The sequence below is a fragment of the uncultured Polaribacter sp. genome, assembly GCF_947501385.1.
Lineage (GTDB): Bacteria > Bacteroidota > Bacteroidia > Flavobacteriales > Flavobacteriaceae > Polaribacter.
Genome location: NZ_CANMVP010000030.1, coordinates 37470 through 59784, shown reverse-complemented (window position 1 = coordinate 59784; position 22315 = coordinate 37470). Strand labels below are relative to the sequence as shown.

Below are 22315 nucleotides of genomic sequence, written 5' to 3'. Positions count from 1 at the left end.
GTAAGCAGTAAGCAGTAAGCAGTAAGCAGTAAGCAGTAAGCAGTAAGCAGTAAGCAGTAAGCAGTAAGCAGTAAGCAGTAAGCAAATTTAAAAAATTCTAACGAATGTCATTTCGAAATGAGTTTTTTTTAGCTTCCGAAATTTCGGAAGAGAAATCTCAACTTTGAAACCTGAAACTCGAAACCTGAAACCTGAAACCTGAAACTAAATTTAAAATAATCAAATTATGGACTTTCTATACGTAAAAGCATTACACATTATCTTTGTAGTCACTTGGTTTGCTGGCTTATTTTACATTCCGAGATTATTTATCTATCAAACGGAAGCAGAAAATAAACTAGAGCCTGCAAAATCTATTTTACAAACGCAGTACAAGTTAATGAGCAAACGCTTGTGGTACATTATTACTTGGCCCTCTGCAATTTTGGCGAGTATTTTTGCTTTTTGGATGCTCTATCAAAATCCGTATTATTTACAAGAACCTTGGATGTTGGTAAAACTAGCCTTCGTTTTAGCCTTGTACTTTTACCACGGATTTTGCCAAAATATTTATAGTAATTTACAAAAAGACATTGTAAAACATTCTGCTTTTAAACTGCGAATTTTTAATGAAGTTTCTACCATCATTCTATTTGCCATCGTTTTTTTAGTAACCGTAAAAAGTGCCATTAATTGGATTTGGGGTGTTGTAGGAATCATTCTTTTTGGAATTCTAATGCTGTTAGGAATCAAGCTTTATAAAAGAATTCGCGAGAAGAAATCTTGGGAGAAAGCTGAAAAAGAGGCTGTAGAGAATCAACAAATTACAATCAAGGACAATGACGTTCATGAAAGTGATTTACCTACGAACTCCTAATACTCTGCTCAAAAGGAATTCTATTTACAATAGATCTCCCTAAAGTAACTTCATCTGCGTATTCTAATTCGTCACCTACAGAAATTCCACGAGCAATGGTAGACGTTGTGACTTCAAATTTTTCGATTTGTTTGTAAATATAAAAGTTGGTGGTATCACCTTCCATTGTAGAACTTAAAGCGAAAATTAATTCTTTTACTTCTCCGCTGTTTACTTTATTGACCAAAGATGCTATTTGTAAATTCTGCGGACCAATTCCTTCAATAGGAGAAATTTTTCCACCTAAAACATGGTACAATCCGTTGAATTGAGAAGTACTTTCTATAGCCATTACATCTCTAATATCTTCTACCACACAAATAATTTCAGGGTTTCTTTTCGGGTTGTTACAGATATCACACAACTCGGTATCAGAAATATTATGACATTTTTCGCAGGTTTTTATATCATTTCGTAAATGCAACAATGCCTCAGATAAATACTTTGTATTTTCTGATGGCTGTTTTAGCAAATGCAACACCAAACGTAGCGCAGTTCTTTTACCAATTCCTGGTAAACGAGAAACTTCACTGACTGCGTTTTCTAATAATTTTGATGAAAAATCCATAGTTTGCGAAATTACAACTTCCAAAGAAAAAAGAATCAAGAAAAAAAGAGAAAAGATTTATTTTTAAATTTCTATTTTCTTTTCTCTCTTTTCTATTCTCTTAAAATACTATATTCGTAGCTCAAATTACGCCTAAAATGAAGCCAGAATATATCATTCTTTTAATTGTTAGTTATTTCTCTGTACTAATTCTTATTTCTTATATCACAGGGAAATCTGCTGACAACAAAACATTCTTTAAGGCAAATAATTCTTCTCCTTGGTATTTGGTGGCTTTCGGTATGATTGGCGCCTCACTGTCTGGAGTCACCTTTATTTCTGTTCCTGGATGGGTTGAGGCGCAAGGAATGAGTTATTTTCAAATGGTTTTGGGCTACGTTGTTGGTTATGCTGTAATTGGGTTGATTTTATTACCCCTTTATTATAAATTAAATTTGACCTCAATTTACACCTATTTACAAGATCGTTTTGGTGAATATTCATATAAAACAGGTGCAAGTTTCTTTTTACTTTCTAGAACTATTGGTGCCGCTTTCCGACTATTTTTAGTAGCAAATGTGCTACAATTATTACTATTCGATGCCTACGGAATTCCTTTTTGGGTAACAGTTTCCGTAACTATTTTATTAATTTGGCTGTATACGTTTAAAGGCGGGATTAAAACCATTGTTTGGACAGATACTTTACAAACATTATTTATGTTAATTGCTGTAGGTGTTTGTATTTATACAATTTCTGATGAATTACAGATCACAAATATTTTTTCTTATGTTGCCGATAGCGAACTCTCTAAAACTTTCTTTTTCGAAGACGTAAATGCCGGTAATTATTTTTGGAAACGTTTCCTCGCAGGTGCTTTTGTAGCCATTGTAATGACGGGTTTAGACCAAGATATGATGCAAAAAAACCTTACCTGTAAAAACTTAAAAGATGCACAAAAAAACATGTTTTGGTTTACAATCGTTTTAGTGATTGTTAACTTTTTCTTTTTAGCGTTGGGTGTTTTATTAACAGATTACGCACAACAAAACGGAATAGACGCACATAAAGATCAGCTTTTTCCAATAATTGCCACCAAAGGAACACTAGGTTTGGCAACAGCCATGTTCTTTTTATTAGGTTTAATTGCCGCTGCATATTCAAGTGCAGATTCTGCCTTAACTTCTTTAACCACTTCCTTTAGTATTGATATTTTAGAAATTGACAAAAAGAAAAATAAAACTGAACAAGTTAACATTAGAAAGAAAATTCACGTTTTGTTTTCACTTATTTTAATCGCAACTATTTTGGTTTTTAAATATTTTATTGCGGATGAAAGTGTGATTGCCAAAATATTTACGTTTGCCAATTATACCTATGGGCCACTATTAGGTCTGTACGCTTTTGGCTTGTTTACCAAACTAAAAGTAAAAGACAAAGCCGTACCTATTATTTGCCTTTTATCTCCGTTTATAACCTATGCTATCAACTATTTTACATTAGCATATGGAGGTTTTGATTTTGGTTTTTCTCTTTTGATATTAAATGGATTTATAACATTTGTTGGTTTATATTTGTTTAAAAGAAAATAGAAATGTCAAAAGATTTAAGCAACTACCGTAAATCATACGAAAAACAAGAGCTTTTAGAAAGTAATTGTCCAGAAAACCCAATGGAATTATTTCAAACATGGTTTAGAAATGCAGATGAGTCTGATAGCGTAGAAGAAACAAACGCCATGAATATTGCTACGATTGGTAAGGATGGATTTCCTAAAAATAGAATTGTTTTATTAAAAAAATTTACTTGGGAAGGCTTTATTTTCTACACAAATTACACATCAGAAAAGGGAAAAGCAATTGCAGAAAACAATCATATTTGTTTGTCTTTCTTTTGGCCTGCTTTAGAGCAGCAAATTATCATCAAAGGAAAAGCAGAATTATTGGCAGAAAATTTATCTGACGGTTATTTTGAATCGAGACCAGATGGTAGCAAATTAGGTGCTTGGGCATCAAACCAAAGTACGGTGGTTTCTTCTCGGAAAGCATTAGAAGAAAATTTAAATGCATTTGAAAAAGAATTTGAAGGGAAAGAGATCCCAAGACCAAAACATTGGGGCGGATATTTGGTAAAACCCATATCTGTTGAGTTTTGGCAAGGGAGACCAAATAGACTGCACGACAGAATTAGATATCGTTTAGAAGAAGATTTTTCTTGGAAAATAGAAAGATTAGCGCCATAAATTTTTATATTTACCCCAATCAACAAAAATTAAATGAAAACATTATATATTGTTAGACACGCAAAATCTTCATGGGAGTACAAGGGAATTGATGATATTGATAGACCTTTAAAGAAAAGAGGCATTAAAGACGCTCATTTAATGTCTAAATATTTAGCAAAAAACATAGACAAACCAGATGTTTTTATCACAAGTAGTGCCAATAGAGCGTTGCATACTGCAGTTATTTTTTGTGAGAATTTCGGTTTTCCACATGCCAACCTTCAAATAAAACGACAATTATATAGTTTTAGTGATGGTTATTTGGTAAAAACTGTAAATGCCTTAGATGACGGTTTTGATTCAGCCATTATTTTTAGTCACGATCATGGTATTAATAATTTTGTAAATGAGTTTGGAGATAAGCCTTTAGCGCATGTAACAACCTGTGGTATTATTGGCATTCAATTTCAAGAAAAACATTGGAAAAACATCAGAAGAGGCAAAACTATTTTAGTAGAGTTTCCAAAAAATCATAAATAATAGATTTTGTTAGCAATAAAAAAATTCGCTGCCATTGATATTGGTTCTAATGCAATTCGATTACTGGTATCAAACGTAATTGTAGCGGAAGATAGAGAACCTCAATTTAAAAAATCTTCTTTGGTACGTGTACCCATTCGTTTAGGAGCAGATGCATTTGTTGGCGAAGGCATTATCAGTGAGGCCAACGTTACTAGAATGATAAATGCGATGGAAGCTTTCAAGTTATTAATGAAAGTTCATGGCGTAGAAAGATACAAAGCCTGTGCAACTTCCGCGATGAGAGAAGCTGCGAATGGAAAGGAAGTAGTTGGAAAAATACTATCTGAAACAGGGGTTACAATTGATATTATTGGTGGTAAAGAAGAAGCTGCAATTATATCTTCTACAGATTTAAATGAATTGATAGAAGGAGACAGCGCTTATTTATACGTAGATGTTGGTGGTGGTAGTACAGAGTTTACCATTTTCTCTAAGGGTGAAATTATCATTTCGAAGTCATTCAAAATGGGTACCGTTCGTTTATTAAACAATAAAAAATCTGTAAATAAAGAGATATTCGCAAATGTAGAAAAGTGGATTAAAAAGAATACCAAAGACTTGAAAAGGGTTTCTTTAATTGGTTCTGGTGGTAATATTAACAAACTTTTTAAAATGTCTGGCAGAACAGAAGGAAAACCTATTTCTTTTATTTATTTAAACGCACAATATCAGTTTTTAAAGAACATGAGTTATGATGACAGAATCTCTGAATTAAGTTTAAATCCAGATAGAGCAGATGTTATAATTCCTGCTACAAAAATATACTTATCTGCCATGAAATGGAGTGGCGCAAGAAAGATTTATGTTCCTAAAATTGGACTTTCAGATGGTATCATTAAAAGTCTTTATAACAAATCGTTATAACTCTTTTTTTTAACTTTTAATTAACTTTCTATTAACTACTCGTTAACATTTATTAATTTTTTGTACTTTTGCAGTGGCTTATATTCAAATGATAGGTCTAAACAAGTAATAATTAAATAAATGAAAATGAAAAAAATTCTATTTACCGGCGCACTCTTAATGTTTGGCGCTGTGGCATTCAGTCAAGATTTACCAGAAAATCCAGAACCAGGAAAATGTTATGTACGTTGTAAAACTCCAGAAGTTTGGAAAAACGAAAACGTAACAATTGAAATTGCTCCTGCTTACAAGAAAATTGTAACCTACCCTGCAGAGTATAAAACGGTAACAGAAAGAGTATTAGTAAAAGAAGCTGACAAACGTTTGGTTGTTGTACCAAGTGTTTGGAAAACTGAAACTGAGACGTATACTGCAAAAGAAGATGCAAACAAATTAAGAGTAATTAATGCTACTTTTGCTCCAGATTCTCAAGTAATTGAGACAAAAGCAGCTTCTGCTGTTTGGGAAATGAGTGAAAGAGCACCAGATTGTGAATCTAGTGACCCTAATGACTGTAGATACTGGTGTTATAAGCCAATTCCTGCACAGTTTGTAACAATTCCTCAGACAAAATTAGATGCAGATGCTTCTACAGCACCTTCTAAAGTTCCTGGTTATACAAAAACCTATACCAAAAGAGTAATGGTATCAGGACCAACTACAAGAACTATAGATGTGCCTGCAGTGTATGGAAGTATCAAAAAAACGGTTTTAGTAAAAGATGCGTGGCAAGAAGAAGTTACGGTTGCTGCTAAATACAGAACGGTTACTAAAGAAGTTTTAATTAATAAAGGTGGTTTAACTACTTGGAAAGAAGTAGAATGTGAGTTGGTAAACAATACTCCTTTACCTATTATTTGGAATTTAGGAAGTGCTACCTTAACAAACGGTGCAAAAAGAATTATTGATGCTAGATTGTTACCAATCTTAAAAGATGGTGTTGCTGTTGCTATTGAGTCTCATACAGACATGAGAGGAACTAAAGAAAGTAACCAAGATTTATCTGAAAGAAGAGCGCAAGCGGTAACCAACTATTTAATTTCTAAAGGAGTAAATCCTAGCCAATTAACTGGAAATGGTTTTGGAGAAAGAAGATTAACAAATAGATGTGCTGATGGCGTTTCTTGTACAGAAGCAGAACACAGAGCAAACAGAAGAACTACTTTTAGAATAATCAATCAAAAATAAGTTCAGTTGAATTCAATAGAAAACCGAAGCAATTTGCTTCGGTTTTTTTTATGCTGTGTATTTAATAATTTTCTGTAACCGATTGTATAAACGGATAATAATAATCCGTTAAGATCAAACCTTTTTTATAGCCAATCATTTTTCCTTTATGATTGACAAAAACCAAGGTTGGGTATGATTTTACTTTGTATTTTCTAATCAATTGATAGTTTTCTTCTAATTTACTAGCACCTATAAGATCTTTATTCCTAGGATTGTCTGCTTCGTATAAAATTAAATCTTTATCTGCAAGCGCTTTAAATTTCTCCGTATGAAATAATTTCTTGTCTAAGATTTTACAAGGACTACACCAATCTGAACCTGTAAAATAAATCAAAACAGGCTTTTTTTCCTTTTTAGATTTTTTTAAAGCATTTTTAAAAGAAGATTCCCAATTAATATCAATGGTATCTTCTGTTGAAACTGGCACTACATTTTCTTGAGCGAAGCTACTTAAAGAAAAAAGTGAACATAGTAAAAAAGTGAAAATAATTTTTTTCATGCTTATGATTTGTTCAAAAGTATCAAAAATAATACCAATATTAAAAATTATTTGTCAAATGACTATTTATCAATTGATTAAATTCCTTACCACTATCATTTAAAAACGAGGTTTCTATAGGTAAACAATTTAAATCATCAATTTTATGAGCCAACCGAACATAGTCTTTTTCCGTGGTTAATAAAATTTTTGAAGAAGACATTGCAGCAAATCTTTGTTTGATGTCTTTAATTTCATTTTGAGAAAAGTTGTGATGATCTGAATATTTTAAATGTTGAAATTTAACCCCTAAACCTTTCAAATAATTGGTTAATGGGTCTGGATTTGCGATTCCAGTAATTAATAAAACTTCAAAATTTTTCAATTCCTCTAAAAGAATTTCATGTGCACCAACTATTTTATCGGCATAGGAAATCGTAGTGAAAAAAACTTCTTTATTAAATTTATTTAGCTTTTGTTTGATAGCATGCTGTGCTATTATAGATAGGTTTGCTGGACATTTCGTGACCAAAATTACATCTGCTCTCGCTGCTCCTTTTTTGCTTTCTCTTAAATTTCCTGTGGGTAATAAAAAATCATCAACAAACAAATCGTCATATTTAGTAAGTAAAATATAAAAACTCCCCTTTACTTTTCGATGTTGAAAAGCATCGTCTAACAAGATAATTTCAGCGTTTTTACGTTCAATTAACTTGGTAATTCCTTCTACTCTATTCGCATCTACAGCAATAGCAATTGTATTAAACTTTTTAAAATATTGCAAAGGTTCATCACCAACATCTTCTGCAGCATGATTTTTATGCAACAAAACAAAACCCTTTGTTTTTCTCTTATAACCTCTGCTTAAAACAGCGGTTTTAAAATCATCTTTTAAAAGACGAATTAAGTATTCTATTTGCGGAGTTTTCCCTGTACCACCAACGCTTAAATTCCCAATGACAATTACAGGTATTTGAAAGGACGTTTGTTTAAAAATACCTGTATCAAAAAAATAATTACGAATGCTTGTAACTGCATCGTATAGGATTGAAAATGGAAATAAGAATACACGTAAAAATTTCATCAGTACGAAAATAACTCATTTTTATGAATTGCTCCATGGAAAATGCTAACTTTGGTTTTTGCAGAAATAATATAGCATGAAAATCAAAGAAATTACAAATTGTATAGAAAAGTTAGCGCCACTTCAGTATGCTGAAGATTTTGATAATGTTGGTTTGTTAGTAGGAACCTACCAGACAGAGGTTCGAGGAGTTTTAGTAACCTTAGATACTTTAGAAGAAACTGTAGATGAAGCCATTGCTAAAAAATGCAATTTAATTGTTAGTTTTCATCCTATAATTTTTGGCGGATTAAAAAAATTAAACGGAAATTCTTATGTAGAAAGGGTTGTGTTAAAAGCCATAAAAAATGACATTGCTATTTATGCAACGCATACCGCTTTAGACAATTCTCAAAATGGCGTTTCTGCAAAAATGTGCGAAGTTTTAGGCTTGGTAAACACGAAAATCTTGATCCCTAAAAAGGGAATCATCAAAAAACTAACCACATTTGTTCCTTCAGAAAAAGCAAATAATCTTAGAGATGCGCTATTTAATGCTGGTGCAGGAAACATCGGTAACTACGACCAATGTTCTTTTAATATGGAAGGAGAAGGAACGTATAGAGGAAATGAAAATTCGAATCCTACCTTAGGAGAGAGAGGCAAATTACACACAGAAAAAGAAACACGAATTAGTGTTGTTTTTGAAAGTAAAAATGAAGCTTCGATTTTAAAAGCACTGCAGGAGAATCATCCTTACGAGGAAGTTGCCTACGAATTAATTACTACAGAAAATGTGCATCAAAATATTGGCATGGGAATGATTGGCGAGCTCCCAAATGAAATGGATGAACAAGAATTTTTACTATTTCTAAAGAAAACGATGCAAACAGCTTGTGTTCGACATTCAAACTTTATCAATAAAAAAATAAAGAAAGTTGCCGTGTTAGGCGGTGCTGGTAGTTTTGCCATTTCGAACGCAAAAGGAGCCGGTGCAGATGCTTATGTGAGTGCAGATTTTAAATATCATGAGTTTTTTAAAGCTGAAAACAGCATATTATTGGCAGATATTGGTCATTATGAGAGTGAACAGTTTACAAAAAACCTTTTGGTTGACTATCTTACGAAAAAATTTAGTAATTTTGCAATCGTTTTATCAGAAAAAAGTACAAATCCGATTTATTATATATAATCATGGCAAAGAAGAAAGAAATTTCAGTTGAACAAAAATTAAGAGCATTGTATGACCTACAATTAATAGACTCTAGAATCGATGAAATTAGAAATGTAAGAGGTGAACTACCTTTAGAAGTGGAAGATTTAGAGGATGAAGTTGCTGGATTAAATACACGTATTTCTAATTTAGCGGAAGATGCTTCTAACTTAGAAACAGAAATCAACAATAAAAAGCAAGCAATAGAAGATTCTAAAGTGTTGATGGCTAAATACGAAGAGCAACAAAAAAATGTTAGAAATAACAGAGAATTTGACTCTTTAGCTAAAGAAATGGAGTTTCAAGATTTAGAAATTCAATTGGCTGAAAAAAGAATTAATGAGTACAAAGCCAAAATTGCTCAGAAAAATGAAGTAATTGATGCTACAAAAGAAAAATTAGCGAAGCAAGATCAACATTTAGGTCATAAAAAAGCAGAATTAGATGCGATTTTAAAAGAGACTGAAAAAGAAGAAAAATTGTTAGCCGAAAAATCTGAAGAGTTTGCTATGACTTTAGATGCACATTTATTTGCTGCGTATACAAGGATTAGAACCAAGGTTAAAAATGGCTTAGCAGTGGTTGCAATAGAACGTGGTGCTTCTGGAGGATCTTATTTTACGATTCCACCTCAAGTTCAATTAGAAATTGCAAACAGAAAAAAAATAACAATAGATGAGCATAGTGGACGTATCTTAGTAGATGCTGCATTGGCTGATGAAGAGAAAGCGAAAATGGATAAATTATTTTCTTAATCTCTTTACAAAAATCCTAAAAAAACCTCGAAGCTTTTGCTTCGAGTTTTTTTGCTTTATAAACTACTTTATTAATAGTCTAACTTCTTTAAATAACTTAATTTCTCTTTCCAAATCGCTAAGTCTTCTTTAAATTCATTTACCCTATTTTTAACATTTAGTACTAAAGGATTGTCATCTTTAGCATTTGAGAAGAAACCTAAATTGTTTTCTAATTGCTGAATTTCTCTAACAACTTCATCTATTTTCTTTCTAACATACAACTGCTCTGAATCTAGTTTTCTAAAATCTTCATTGGCAGCCAAGCCATCTGCAAGGTTTGTAAATTTCATCATTGCCACTTCTTTCTTGTCTAATGATAAAGTTTCTAAGAGTCTGTCTATTTGTTTGTTAAACTTTCCTTCTAAGTGTCTTACATTTCTTGGTAATCTACCTAACTCTTGCCATGTATTAATAGCTTCTAAAACACTTTCTTTGGTGTGCTCTTTATCTTCTTTTAAAGTGTCTAAAAACGCCTTTTTAGCATCTACAACATCTTGCTGCTCTTTACTAACTTCATTTTTTTGCTGATGGAACCTATCAAAATAATAATTACAAGCTGCTTTAAATTTGTTCCAAATATCATCTGAAAATTTTCTGGGTACATGCCCAATTTTTTTCCAATCAGATTGAATTTTTTTCATAGCATCTGTAGTCGTATCCCAATCTTCACTTTCCTTTAAAGACTCAGCAATTTCTATTAAAGCTAGTTTCTTTTTTAAATTTTCTTGTTGACCACTTTTTTCGTCTTTATAAAAAAGATTTTTCGCACTGTTTATTTTTTTGGTAGCCGCCTTAAATTTTTGCCAAACTTCTTCACTTTTAGTATACGGCAATTTGCCTGCACTAAAATATTGCTGTCTTAATATTTCAACTTCTTTGATACTATGCTGCCAGTCTTTATGTGTTTTGTTTCCTGAAGTATCGTAGGCATTTATAGCTTCTATGATGGCCAACTTCTTCTCAATAATTTCTTGGTACTTAGACTTCATTTCACGAAAATGTTCGTGTCTTTTGTCATGTATTTTTTTGGTGGCAGCGCTAAATTTTTGCCAAACTTCCTCTCTTACCTCTTTTGCCACAGGCCCAATGTCTTCTTTCCAAGTTTTATGCAATTCTTGCAATTCTTTAAAAGCTTGATTGATGTCTGATGATGCAGCCAAAGCTTCTGCTTTTTCTACAATTTTTAACTTTTCTTCTAAGTTGTTTCTAAAATCTAAATCTCTAAAATCGTTACTTAAATGTAACAAATCATAAAAGCGTTCTACATGATGATGGTATGTTTTCCAGGTATCATTATAGCGCGTTTTAGAAACAGGTCCAATAGCGCGCCAAGCATCTTGCAACTCTCTAAATTCTTTGTACATAGTATTTGCATTCGCATCTGCAATAAGGCTTTTTAGACCTTCTATGACTTGTACTCTTTTATCGAGATTCTCATTTAACTGCTTTTCTAAAGCACCGTAGTGTGCGTCTCTTTGTCTTTTATAATCTGAAAGTAATGTATTGTATTCCGTTTTTATAGGACTAGAAAATTGAAAATCTATAGAATCTCCTCCTGCTTCTAAGAAAGCACTTTTCTTTTCTGCTAATGTGGCGCCAAATTTTGTGTTAAAAGCACTTTTTATATTTTCTACTTGATTTTTTACTCTCTGAACAGGGTTGTTCGCTAATGTGTTTTTTAACTCGGCAACCAACTCCTCTAAAGACATAGCAGTATAATCTACCGTAGTTACTTCTTCTTTCGTTTCGTTTTTTTCAGCATCTGCTGCTACAGACTTTTCTACTTCATCAATTGCTTCAGCATTTTCGCCTTCGTTTGTGGCAACAACTTCCTCTACTTTAGAAGTTTCCTCTTCTTTTTCTACAATAATTTCTTCTACTGGTTTTTCAACTTCATTTAGCTCTTCAGAAGATTTTTCCTCCTTTTTTTCTTCAACAACCGCTGGTTTTGTTGCTGCTTTTGGAGTTTCGTTTACAACTTCTTCAGTACTCTTTACCGTTTTTTCAACGTTTTCTTCATTCTTATCTAACATGTCTACAATGTTTAAGTTCAGTTAATAATATCGCATTATTATAGTCTATAAAGATACTGACAACTTACAGAATTAACAAATCATAGAAATAAAATAAATTATTTGGTTTCATTCCAAATTCTCCAAGATTCTTCTGCCTGTAATTCTAACATTTCATATCCGTTTTTAATACTTGCGCCTTTTTCTTTTCCTTTCGATAAGAATGTAGAAATTTTAGGATTGTAAATTAAGTCGAATAATAAGTGGTTTTCTGAGAGAAATTGATAAGGTATATTGGGTGACAAGTGGATGTCTGGCGAAGTCCCAATCGGTGTACAATTGATAATTATATGGTATTTATAAATAATTTCTTCTGTTAATTCTTGATACCCAATTTCTTTTTTACCCTCAGGGTTTCTAGAAACGAATTTGTATTTGATCTTATTCTTTTTCAAGGCATAAGCAATTGCTTTTGACGCACCACCAGTTCCTAAAATCAAAGCAAATTTATGATGCTTTTTTAATAAAGGAGTAATTGAATTTTCAAAACCAACAACATCGGTATTGTATCCTTTTAAGTTGCCTCTTTTGGTAAACTTAATTGTATTTACTGCCCCTATTTTTTCAGCAGTTTTGTCTAATTTATCTAAAAAAGGAATCACAGCTTCTTTATACGGAATGGTTACATTCATACCTTCTAAATGCGCTTCATTTTTAAGTATCGATGGAAAATCTTGAATCTCCAGAATATCAAAGTTTTTATATTTGTGCTTTTTAAAACCCAATGCTTCAAATTTTTCAGCAAAATATCCTCTAGAAAATGAGTAGGAAATATTTTTTCCTAAAAGACCAAAAACTTTATTTCTTTTTTCTTCCATAATAATCTATTATTAAAATTATCGCAATACCAATAACAATATAAAAAATAGCAACCCAAGTTTCTGTTGCTGAAAAATCTGGCACAAAACGCTTGTAATTTTCAATGATTTTATCGCCACTTTTATCTAGTAAAAATTCATCCTCTTTTACAAGGTACACTGCTTTTTTCCATGGCCAAACAATCCCTAAAGAACCTGTTATAAAACCTATAATAACAGCAGTAACAATCGCATTCCATCTTTTTAAAACATAGCCTAAAATATGACTAATAGAAACCAAACCAAATGCTGAGCCTGCTGTAAAAACAGCAATTATTTTGAGATATCTAATTTTCTCTGGATCTGAAAGCACCTCGAAGTTTCCTGATACTAGATTGGTTAAAATATAAAATAATTCATTTACAGAATCTACCAATAACAGTGCATAATTTCCCATTAAAATGAGAATAAAAGAGCCTGAAAGACCAGGAAGTGTCATGCCAGAAACACCAATAATTCCACAAACAAAGACAAACCAGAGATTGTCATTTTCTGGTGCAGGATTTAAAAAACTAATTCCTAATCCTACAGAAATTCCAATCACCAAAGAAATGAAATTGGCACTATTCCATTCACCAAAATCTTTACCTATATAATAAATGGAGCCAATAATCATCCCAAAAAACCAACTCCAAACATAGAGCTGATAATTTTCTAGAAAAAAGTCTAATAATAGTGAAATACTAAAATAGCTAAAAATACTTCCAGCCATAATTAGCAGTAAGAATTGTGCATTTATATATCTAAAAAAACTTTTGAATCTTCCACTTATAAAAAGCTTAAAGGCAATGATATTTACTTTTTTAAATGAGTAAATAAGTTCTTCATAAAAACCAAAAACAAAAGAAACCGTACCACCAGAAATGCCTGGAACTTTATTTGCAGCGCCCATTGCCAAACCCTTTAAAAAAAGAATGAGTTTCTCTAAAAAAGTTTTTTCTGTATGCATTATTGTTTTTTGACTGCTAATTTTTCCATTAATAAAATTAGACCAAAACCTATAATGGCTAGCACAATGGCCAACATGAATTCAGGGTTCCCGTCAAAAGAAAAAGGAGAGATACTTTGCTGTTTAAAAGGCACTTCTATTCCGTGAGAATTGGTTCTCCAAGTAAGCGTTTCTTTCCAAGGCCATATTTTATTTAAAGAACCAATAATAAAACCTGTTAAAATTGCCAATGTGTAGTTTTTATAATTCGAAAAAAGCCATTTTAAAATTTTAGAAAAAGAAAGTAAACCAACAATGGCACCTAAGCCAACTACAGCAACTGTTTTTACATCTCTATCGTCTACAGCAGATAAAATAGGCCTGTAAGCACCTAGTAAAACCAAAATAAAAGCTCCTGAAATTCCAGGTAAAATCATTGCACAAATAGCAATAGCTCCTGCTAGAAACATAAACAATAAAGAAGAGTTCTCTGTCACCAAAGGATTTAAAGTGGTTACATAGTAAGCAGTAAAAGCACCAACAACCATCACTAGAATGGTGATAAAATTCCATCTACTAATTTGCTTTCCGATATAGATAATGCTTGCTAGCACCAACCCAAAAAAGAAAGACCACAATAAAACTGGTTCATTTTCTAACAACCATTTAATGGTTTTTGCTAAAGAAATAATGCTTATAAATATCCCGATAAACAAGGCTAATAAAAAAGCCCCATTTACTTGTTTCCAAGCGGCTTTTATACCTTCAGATTTTAAAGTTTTAAAAAGTGTTAGATTTACGTTGCTAATAGACCCTAAAAGTTCTTCATAGATTCCAGAGATAAAAGCAATAGTACCTCCAGAAACACCAGGCACTACATCTGCTGCTCCCATTGCCATTCCTTTTAAACCAACTACTAAATAATCTTTAAAATTTCTAGCCATTATATTTTTATTTGTGTGAAACGAAGATAGTAGATTTTAAAGAAAAAAATAGAATCCTTTATTCTATTTGTCTTTTTAAAGGATATTGTACTTTTATAAAAAATAATTCCATTAAATTGTGTTGAGCAATGCCAAAGAAAGGAAAAGAAAAAAACACGGTTAATAAAGCAAAACATGCTAAATTACTGGCGCGTAAAAACAACAAAATAAAATTAGACAAACAACTTCATAAAGAGCGTTTAAAAGCGATTGTTAAAAAAATTAATAACCAAAAGAAAAAATAAATGATGAGTTGGAGATACCTATTTGGAAGTATTATTTCTGTACCGCTGCTTCCGATCCTTTTTTTTCAAGGGAAGAGAATTATTAAAGAGACTCCAAGATTAGCAGAGGCGATACAGCCACAAGGTTTTATACAAACAACTTCTAATAAAACTTTAAAAATTATTTCAATTGGTGAAAGTACCATTGCTGGCGTAGGCGTAGACATTCATGAAAACGGATTTACAGGAGCTTTGGCAAAAGAATTTTCAACAAAAAAAAACATCTCTGTATTATGGAAGGTATATGCAAAAAGTGGCTATACCGCAAAACAGATTAACAAGCGTTTAGTGCCAAAAATTGAAGAATCTAATGCAGATATGATTGTTATTGGTTTGGGAGGTAATGATGCTTTTAAACTGAATTCTCCGACACTTTTTATGATCAATGTAAGTGCTTTGATTAAAAATTTGCACAAGAAATTTCCCAGAACGCCTATTTACTTCACAAATATGCCTCCCATTAAAGAGTTTCCTGCATTTACAAGCGTCATAAAGTTTGTGGTTGGTAATTTGGTCGAGATCTTTGGAGCCAAATTGTATAAAAAAGTTAGAAAACGAAAACGGGTTTTTTACAATAGAGAAATTATTACGTTGGCAAAATGGTCTAAAAAATACAATATAGAAAATGATCCTGCAATCTATTTTAGTGATGGTGTGCATCCATCAAAAGTCTCATACGATTTATGGGGAAAAGAAATGGCGCAGTTTATCATGAAAAAAAGAAATTTTAGAAAATGGATGAAAGCGACATTATAAATCATTTTGATTTACAAAAACACCCAGAAGGAGGTTATTATAAAGAAGTTTATAGAAGTAAAGGAGAAATTTTATCAGAACATTTAAGTGATGAATTTGTTGGCAATAGAAACTATTGTACAAGTATCTATTTCTTGCTAACGTCAGATACATTCTCTGCTTTTCATAAAATAAATCAAGATGAAATTTGGCATTTTTATAAAGGCACAAGCCTAAAACTACACCTAATTTCTCCTGAAGGAAAATACTCTTTAGTTACTATTGGTGATGATTTTAAAAATGGAGATTTGTTTCAATTTACAGTTCTTGCACAATACTACTTCGCAGCAGAAGTGATCAAAAAAAACTCTTTTTCTTTTGTAGGTTGCACTGTTTCTCCAGGGTTTGATTTTAGAGATTTCGACTTGCCTTCTTGCGAAACATTAACTTTAAAATTTCCTATTCATAAAGTCATCATAAAGAAAATGACCCATCATTAGTTTTTTTTTGATAAAAATGGGCAAACCTTTTTATTTTTCAATATTTTATAAATAAATTTACTCCTCTTTTTATAGATTATCAACATGAAACAGTTAAACTTCCTCTCTATCTTTTGTGCTACGCTTTTTTTCAACTGTCAAACAGCACAAAAAGAAACGTCACATCTCGATTTTTCAAATACAAAAATCGTAGACTTATCACATTCTTATTCTCATGAAACCGTGTATTGGGTTACCGCTAAAGAATTTACCATGGATACGGTTTTTAAAGGTAAAACAGCTAAGGGATATTACTATTCTGCCTACAATTTTGAAACTGCAGAACATGGTGGTACACACATAGATGCTCCTGTACATTTTGCTGAAGGAGCAAAATCGGTAGATGAAATTTCTTTAGAAAAATTAATTGGATCCGCTATTAAAATTGATGTTTCTAAAAATGCATTGAACAATCCTGATTATCTCATTACTATCAATGATTTAAAAACTTGGGAAGAAACACATAAAATGCAAATTCCTGTGGGAAGTATTGTGTTGTTACAAACCGGTTTCTCCACCTATTATCCAAACAAAGTAAAATATATGGGAACTAACAAACGTGGGGAACAAGCCATTGAACTATTGCATTTTCCTGGCTTGTCTGGAGCAGCAGCTACTTGGTTAGTTAAAAACAGAAAAATTAACTCTATCGGAATTGATACTCCTAGTATAGATTACGGTCAATCTACTCATTTTGAAAGCCATGTTGCCTTGATGACCAATAATATTCCTGCTTTTGAGAATTTGACGAATTTAGATCAACTACCAGAAAAAGATTTTAACATCGTGGCATTACCTATGAAAATAAAAGGTGGTAGCGGAAGTCCATTAAGAATTGTTGCTTTATTGAAATAAAAATAACTCAGTTTTCACTTGACATTTATAATGTATTATTTCACTAACATCTACCAAAATGAATAGAAATCACTATAAAAATTGATCGTAAATTGTTTTTTTTAGTAGCTTGACAAAGTCTTAATCTCTATAGTCTTCTAACGCAGCGGTCTTTTTTCTTTTAAAACATACAGTGATATTATTTAGGATCTAAAATAGTTTCAATTCTTTTTATTAAATCTTGTAAATGATATTTAGTAATGGTGTTCGTATTGCTATTTAAAGCACTTTTGATGTCTCTTTTAATTCTGTTTAATTCGCCTCTAACAATGGGCTTCAAATCAGAAATATCTGCATCAATTGCTGATAATTTTAAGATACCAATATTAATTGAACCTTGTTTTTTTGATTTCATTAAAGAAGCTAATTTAATAATATACGTTCTTTGTAAATTTCTTCGATACGTATCTATCGGTTTTCTGGCATATACTTCAGAAAAAATACCTTTTCTAAAGTCAGTCATTAAGTTTATAAAAGTATAAGCTTTAGCCCCGTTTAAGGTCTCATTCTCTAGCAATCTCGCAATTCTTCCGGGTCTCATCACTCTATTTAATGCGCCTATTTGTAAGTCTCTAATTTTAACATCAGAACCAGAAAACTGAATGTTATTTAAAATAGCGGTGTCTAACAACCAAATTGGTGTGGTAAAAACTTCCTCTTGTAAAAACTGCACTGCTCTTTGTTGCTTGTCTTTACTTACATAAGTATAAACAGTTCCTTCTTGATCTGAAGTTTTGAAATTTTCATAAACGCCACCAATATTTGCAGAAACATGCCCAATATATCTATTAAACTGAGTCGTTAATTCTTTATACATGGCTGCTAAATCGTCATAATTTTCACCCGCTTCTGTAGTCCAATTTTTTAAGTTGGGTAGTATTCTTTTTAAATTTTTAATTCCGTAGTTACTCGCTTTCATCGCATCATCGCCTAAATCTTCTGTTTGTGAACTAGGATCCAGGTTATTTAAAATTTGTTGGCCTCCAAAACGATACACAGGGTCGCCAGCGTGTTTTAAAATCCATTTATTTAATGTTTCTTTTTCATCCTTTGCAGTGGTATTTAAAATTGGTTTGTATCCCCAAGCAATGGCATATTTATCATACGGACCAATATTTGGCATCAAAGCAACACCTTTGTCTTCGGGTTGTGCCACATAATTAAACCGAGCATAATCCATAATGGAAGGAGCCGTTCCGTATTTCTGGGTAAAACTGGCAGAACGTAAAGAATCTACAGGATAAGCTACAGAACTCCCCATATTGTGTGGCAAACCTAAAGTATGCCCAACTTCATGCGAAGAAACAAAACGAATTAAACGTCCCATGACTGCTGTTTTAAATTCTTTTTGGCGCGCATCTGGATTGATTGCTGCCGTTTGAATGAAGAACCAGTTGTGCAACAAGGTCATCACGTTATGATACCAATTGATGTCTGACTCTAAAATCTCTCCAGATCTTGGATCACTCACATGAGGCCCATTTGCGTTTGGAATTGGGGAGGCTAAATACCGTACCACAGAATAGCGAACATCTTCTGGAGACCAATCTGGATCTTCTTCTTTTGTTGGTGGATCTTTCGCAATGATGGCATTTTTAAATCCTGCAGCTTCAAAGGCAACTTGCCAATCTTCGATTCCTTGTTTTATAAACGGAATCCATTCTTTTGGTGTGGCTCTATCTATATAATACACAATCTGCTTTTTAGGAATCACCAATTCTCCTTGCTTAAATTTCTCTACATCTTCATCTTTTACTTCCAATCTCCATCGGTCTAAATAGGTAACTCTTTTACTCTTTTGTGCTTTTAAACCATAGTCTGTTTGTCCGCGAGCAAACCAACCGACTCTTTGATCAAAATACCTTCTGCGCATAGGCACTTTTGGTAATAAAACCATAGAGTTACTCATTTCTAAAGAAATAGCGCCTGTTACAGCTGCTGTAGATGGTGCTTTATTTGCAGCATAGGTTTTTACATGTCTAATTTCTATGTTTTTAGGGTAACTACTAAATCTTTGAATGTAAGACCTGTCTTTATCTAATCTGGTGACCAAATATCTTTTTCTTTGTGAAGCCGGGAAACCAATGGGCTTTACATCTTCCGTAAAAAAAGGAGTCACATCTATAACGGTTGCCGTAGCATCTTTACTAAAGGCTTTAATTGGAAAAGCATACAGAATGGGTTCGAAATTTGAATTCAGCACTGCTTCATGCACGGGTAAAATAGTATCTGCAACAACATTATGAGAAACAACCCGTAATAATATCTTTTTCCCTTTTTTTTGCCAACGCAATACTTGGGTATTGGTTTTTCCTCCTCCAAAACCAATGCCGCTTGCAGTTTTGGCAATTCTAGTTACCATAAGCATTTCTCTGTTTAACAAAGAATCTGGAATTTCAAATAAATATTCTTCTTCTTTTTGATGAATTTTAAACAAACCTTCATCAGTTTTATGCTCTTTAGTAACCACTTTACTATAAGGCTGAATATCCCCTTTTTTAGGTTTTGGTTTTGGAGCTACTTTTTGAGTTGCTGTTTTCTTTTTCTTCCAAAATTGGGCATTAGTTTGGGTTGAAAAAACGAAAATAAAGGTTACTAAAAGTAGTTTTGCTATTATTTTTTTCATTGATTTCTTTTTTTTAACTTATTAAATTTAAAATCGAGTACTATTTACTTTACTTGTCTTTTTCATCTTCTTATTCACTTTTTTACCTGATGAAAAACGATATGACAAATTAAAATTTATTCTAGGGTTTTGCATTACTGATCTTCTAGAAAAACCAGTGTCATCTAAAATATAGTTACTTTCATTTCTATTTGATACTCCAAAAATATCTGAAATACTTACTCTTACAGAACCTTTGTTTTTTAAAAACCGCTTAGATAGCGATACAATTGGAAAAACTCTAATGAATTCGTTTGGGGTATCTAAACCACTAGAATCTCCGTTAGAAAAAATAGTAGTTAGACCTATTCTAAAACTATTAGGTAAGGTAAACGTATTAACTGTAGAAGCCTGTACTGTAAAGACTTCGTTAATAATCTGACCATCCTTTAAAATGCTATAATTTAACATAGGATTTACATTAAATCGCCACCATGAATATAATTTAAAAGTCGTATTAAAACTAGCTTTATATAAAGACCTGGTGCCTAAATTTCGGTAAGAAATAATAGCATTATCACCTTCTAATATTTGAGTTGTTTGAAATAGGTTTTTGTAAAAATTTGCACTTAATGTGATAAAATATTTATTTTTTATGGTACGGCTCAATGCAAAAAGATGATAGAGACTTTGTGTTAATGTTGGATTGCCTCGTTTTATGGTATTGGAATTGACAAACGTTTCAAACGGATTTAACTGCACATAAGGCGGAAGTTCATATCCTTTTCTATAAGATAGACCAATTGTACTGGTTTGTTTTTTATTGGTCATGTATTTTAAGGCAATAACTGGTAAAAAATTGGTGTATGTATTTGCGAATCTTTGGTCTGTTGTTTTTGAAAAACTTTGAGTTTCTACATGTTCTAATCGTAAGCCCAAAGAATATTTCAATTTTTTAAAGCTAGCGTTGTAAGACATATAACCTGTAAATACTTCTTCATTATATTCAAAAGCGTTTGTAAAATTAGCATCTATCTCAAAACGATTCGTATTCGTATTAAAATTTTCAAATAGATTGGCATCTGTAATTATTAAATCATCATATTTAAGACCGGCTTCAAATTTTCCTTTTTTATCTTTTAACGGCATTGTAAAATCTATTCGACTACTACTTTGTGTATTATCTTGATCTTGGTTATCTCTACTGTTCGTAAAAGTTGTGTTATCATTTTCAAAATCAATCAATTCACTTTCAATATTGGTATTATTATCAGATTTATTTTCGCCATAACTACTTGCAAAATCCAAACGAACACCTTGATTTCCGATGTCATAACGATACCCAAAATCAACGGTATATGAATTATTGTGCGAATCATTAATGTTGCTATTAAGTTGTTGATTGGTTAGCGTTTTAAAAGCAAACTGATTGGTTCTAAAATCTATATTAGAATCATTATTGTCATTATTCAAACTAATTCCTACCGATACTGAATGTTTTTTAGTAATGGTATAATCAATCCCAAACTGATTAAAACTACTTTTATCTTTACTGAAGCTTTCTTGTTCTTCATCAAAAGACAAACTATTGTCTAACAATTGTCTTTTTATAAATATAGATCTTGATATTTTAGAGTACATATATGGAGTTGATGTTCCTGTAAAAACAAACTTCCCTATTTTATAATTAATAGAAACAAAAGGACCTATTGAAAAATCTGCATTGCCAACTCTTGATGAAACAGCACCGGCTAAACCATCATTACGTTCCTTTTTTAAATTAATATCTATTACTTTTTGAACTCTACCACTATATTTTGCAGAAGGTGTGTTGATCAATTCTATATTTTTGAGTTGATCGCCTTGCATACTTTCCAAAAGCATCATAAGAATAGTAGAAGACATCCGTTGCGTTTTACCGTCTATGGTAACTTTAGCTGGAATGCCTTGAAGTTTAACAGTTCCATCTTCACCTACCGTTACTCCAGGTAGTAAGGATAATACTTCAGCGGTTGACATTTTTTTATACAAAGAATCGTTTTGTATATTAATGGTCATCCCTGTAGCACTGTGTTTTATGTTTTTTGAAAGATCTGCTTTAATGACCACCTCATCAAGTTGCTCAGCTTTTTCTTTTAGCACAATATCTTTCAATATCGTGTTCTTTAGTATCTTGTATTTTTCTGTATAAGTTAAAAAACCCAAAGCAGTTACTTGAACTATATATTCGCCAGAAATTAATTCAATAGAAAATTTTCCATTATCTTGGTTACTAATAACACCTAATTTTTTTTCAGTTTTTATATGGGTAAAAACTATATGAGCGTTGGGGATAGGTTGGTTTTTGACATCAGTTACTTTGCCACTTATTTTAAAAACTTCTATAGAAACAGACTTTTGTGATTGTCCGCATAGGTGTTGTATGATTATTAGAAAACTTATTAAAGTAAAATATTTCATATCTATATAAATAACCAATATAGAAT

Annotated in this window: 21 protein-coding genes; 12 read left to right on the top strand and 9 right to left on the bottom strand. The window is 32.0% G+C overall.

Annotated elements, in window-relative coordinates:
- The first annotated feature begins 226 nt into the window (after positions 1-226).
- The gene (locus Q0998_RS16740; protein ID WP_299671926.1) at positions 227-856 is read left to right on the top strand and encodes a CopD family protein; all 630 of its coding nucleotides are present in this window, start codon (positions 227-229) and stop codon (positions 854-856) included.
- On the opposite strand, the gene recR is transcribed toward Q0998_RS16740, so the two are convergent.
- Complete coding sequence (gene recR, locus Q0998_RS16735; RefSeq protein ID WP_299671924.1) at positions 843-1463, bottom strand: recombination mediator RecR; 621 nt, start codon at positions 1461-1463, stop codon at positions 843-845. The genes Q0998_RS16740 and recR overlap by 14 nt on opposite strands.
- Positions 1464-1600: 137 nt before the next feature.
- Here recR and Q0998_RS16730 point away from each other — a divergent pair, with 137 nt between their 5' ends.
- From Q0998_RS16730 to Q0998_RS16710, 5 genes are all read left to right on the top strand, one after another.
- Positions 1601-3034 carry a sodium:solute symporter gene (locus Q0998_RS16730; RefSeq protein WP_299671922.1) on the top strand — a complete coding sequence of 478 codons (1434 nt, stop codon included), beginning with the start codon at positions 1601-1603 and terminating at the stop codon, positions 3032-3034.
- 2 nt (positions 3035-3036) lie between these two features.
- Positions 3037-3684, top strand: coding sequence for a pyridoxamine 5'-phosphate oxidase (pdxH, locus tag Q0998_RS16725; RefSeq protein WP_299671920.1), 648 nt, complete (start codon positions 3037-3039; stop codon positions 3682-3684).
- Between the two features lie 33 nt (positions 3685-3717).
- Positions 3718-4206: a histidine phosphatase family protein gene (locus Q0998_RS16720; RefSeq protein WP_299671918.1), complete on the top strand. Its 489-nt coding sequence runs from the start codon at positions 3718-3720 to the stop codon at positions 4204-4206.
- A gap of 6 nt (positions 4207-4212) precedes the next feature.
- Positions 4213-5112, top strand: coding sequence for an exopolyphosphatase (locus Q0998_RS16715; RefSeq protein ID WP_299671916.1), 900 nt, complete (start codon positions 4213-4215; stop codon positions 5110-5112).
- A gap of 126 nt (positions 5113-5238) precedes the next feature.
- Positions 5239-6339, top strand: a complete 1101-nt coding sequence (locus Q0998_RS16710; protein WP_299671914.1) for an OmpA family protein — start codon at positions 5239-5241, stop codon at positions 6337-6339.
- A gap of 61 nt (positions 6340-6400) precedes the next feature.
- Here the strand turns inward: Q0998_RS16710 and Q0998_RS16705 are convergent, their stop codons facing one another.
- Entirely contained in the window at positions 6401-6880 is a 480-nt protein-coding gene (locus tag Q0998_RS16705; protein WP_299671912.1) for a thioredoxin family protein, read from the bottom strand.
- Between the two features lie 40 nt (positions 6881-6920).
- A complete protein-coding gene (gene lpxK / locus Q0998_RS16700) occupies positions 6921-7943 on the bottom strand; it encodes a tetraacyldisaccharide 4'-kinase (RefSeq protein WP_299671911.1) in 1023 nt (340 codons plus the stop codon).
- A gap of 76 nt (positions 7944-8019) precedes the next feature.
- Between lpxK and Q0998_RS16695 the strand changes: the two genes are divergently transcribed.
- Together Q0998_RS16695 and Q0998_RS16690 are read left to right on the top strand one after the other, a co-directional pair.
- Complete coding sequence (locus tag Q0998_RS16695) at positions 8020-9114, top strand: Nif3-like dinuclear metal center hexameric protein (protein ID WP_299671909.1); 1095 nt, start codon at positions 8020-8022, stop codon at positions 9112-9114.
- A gap of 2 nt (positions 9115-9116) precedes the next feature.
- Entirely contained in the window at positions 9117-9890 is a 774-nt protein-coding gene (locus Q0998_RS16690; protein WP_299671907.1) for a hypothetical protein, read from the top strand.
- Positions 9891-9961: 71 nt separating this feature from the next.
- Here the strand turns inward: Q0998_RS16690 and Q0998_RS16685 are convergent, their stop codons facing one another.
- From Q0998_RS16685 to Q0998_RS16670, 4 genes are all read right to left on the bottom strand, one after another.
- Positions 9962-11965 (bottom strand): DUF349 domain-containing protein, encoded by a 2004-nt coding sequence (locus Q0998_RS16685; RefSeq protein ID WP_299671905.1) that lies wholly within the window; start codon positions 11963-11965, stop codon positions 9962-9964.
- A gap of 98 nt (positions 11966-12063) precedes the next feature.
- Positions 12064-12822: a shikimate dehydrogenase gene (locus Q0998_RS16680; protein WP_299671904.1), complete on the bottom strand. Its 759-nt coding sequence runs from the start codon at positions 12820-12822 to the stop codon at positions 12064-12066.
- The gene (locus tag Q0998_RS16675; RefSeq protein WP_299671903.1) at positions 12803-13810 is read right to left on the bottom strand and encodes a DUF368 domain-containing protein; all 1008 of its coding nucleotides are present in this window, start codon (positions 13808-13810) and stop codon (positions 12803-12805) included. The genes Q0998_RS16680 and Q0998_RS16675 overlap by 20 nt, the downstream gene beginning before the upstream one ends.
- Positions 13810-14733, bottom strand: a complete 924-nt coding sequence (locus Q0998_RS16670; protein WP_299671901.1) for a DUF368 domain-containing protein — start codon at positions 14731-14733, stop codon at positions 13810-13812. Before Q0998_RS16670 ends, Q0998_RS16675 begins: the two co-directional genes overlap by 1 nt.
- 128 nt (positions 14734-14861) lie before the next feature.
- Here Q0998_RS16670 and Q0998_RS16665 point away from each other — a divergent pair, with 128 nt between their 5' ends.
- The 4 genes from Q0998_RS16665 (at position 14862) to Q0998_RS16650 (ending at position 17185) form a co-directional block, all read left to right on the top strand.
- On the top strand, positions 14862-15017 hold the full coding sequence (locus Q0998_RS16665; RefSeq protein ID WP_299671899.1) for a hypothetical protein: 156 nt from the start codon (positions 14862-14864) through the stop codon (positions 15015-15017).
- 3 nt (positions 15018-15020) lie between these two features.
- Complete coding sequence (locus tag Q0998_RS16660) at positions 15021-15812, top strand: SGNH/GDSL hydrolase family protein (RefSeq protein ID WP_299671897.1); 792 nt, start codon at positions 15021-15023, stop codon at positions 15810-15812.
- Entirely contained in the window at positions 15791-16291 is a 501-nt protein-coding gene (locus Q0998_RS16655; RefSeq protein WP_299671895.1) for a cupin domain-containing protein, read from the top strand. The genes Q0998_RS16660 and Q0998_RS16655 overlap by 22 nt, the downstream gene beginning before the upstream one ends.
- Positions 16292-16375: 84 nt before the next feature.
- Entirely contained in the window at positions 16376-17185 is an 810-nt protein-coding gene (locus tag Q0998_RS16650) for a cyclase family protein (protein WP_299671893.1), read from the top strand.
- A 178-nt stretch (positions 17186-17363) separates the two neighbouring features.
- Here Q0998_RS16650 and Q0998_RS16645 read toward each other — a convergent pair whose 3' ends face one another.
- Together Q0998_RS16645 and Q0998_RS16640 are read right to left on the bottom strand one after the other, a co-directional pair.
- Entirely contained in the window at positions 17364-19850 is a 2487-nt protein-coding gene (locus Q0998_RS16645; RefSeq protein WP_299671891.1) for a zinc-dependent metalloprotease, read from the bottom strand.
- 27 nt (positions 19851-19877) lie between these two features.
- Positions 19878-22289, bottom strand: a complete 2412-nt coding sequence (locus Q0998_RS16640) for an outer membrane beta-barrel protein (RefSeq protein ID WP_299671889.1) — start codon at positions 22287-22289, stop codon at positions 19878-19880.
- Between the last annotated feature and the right edge of the window lie 26 nt (positions 22290-22315).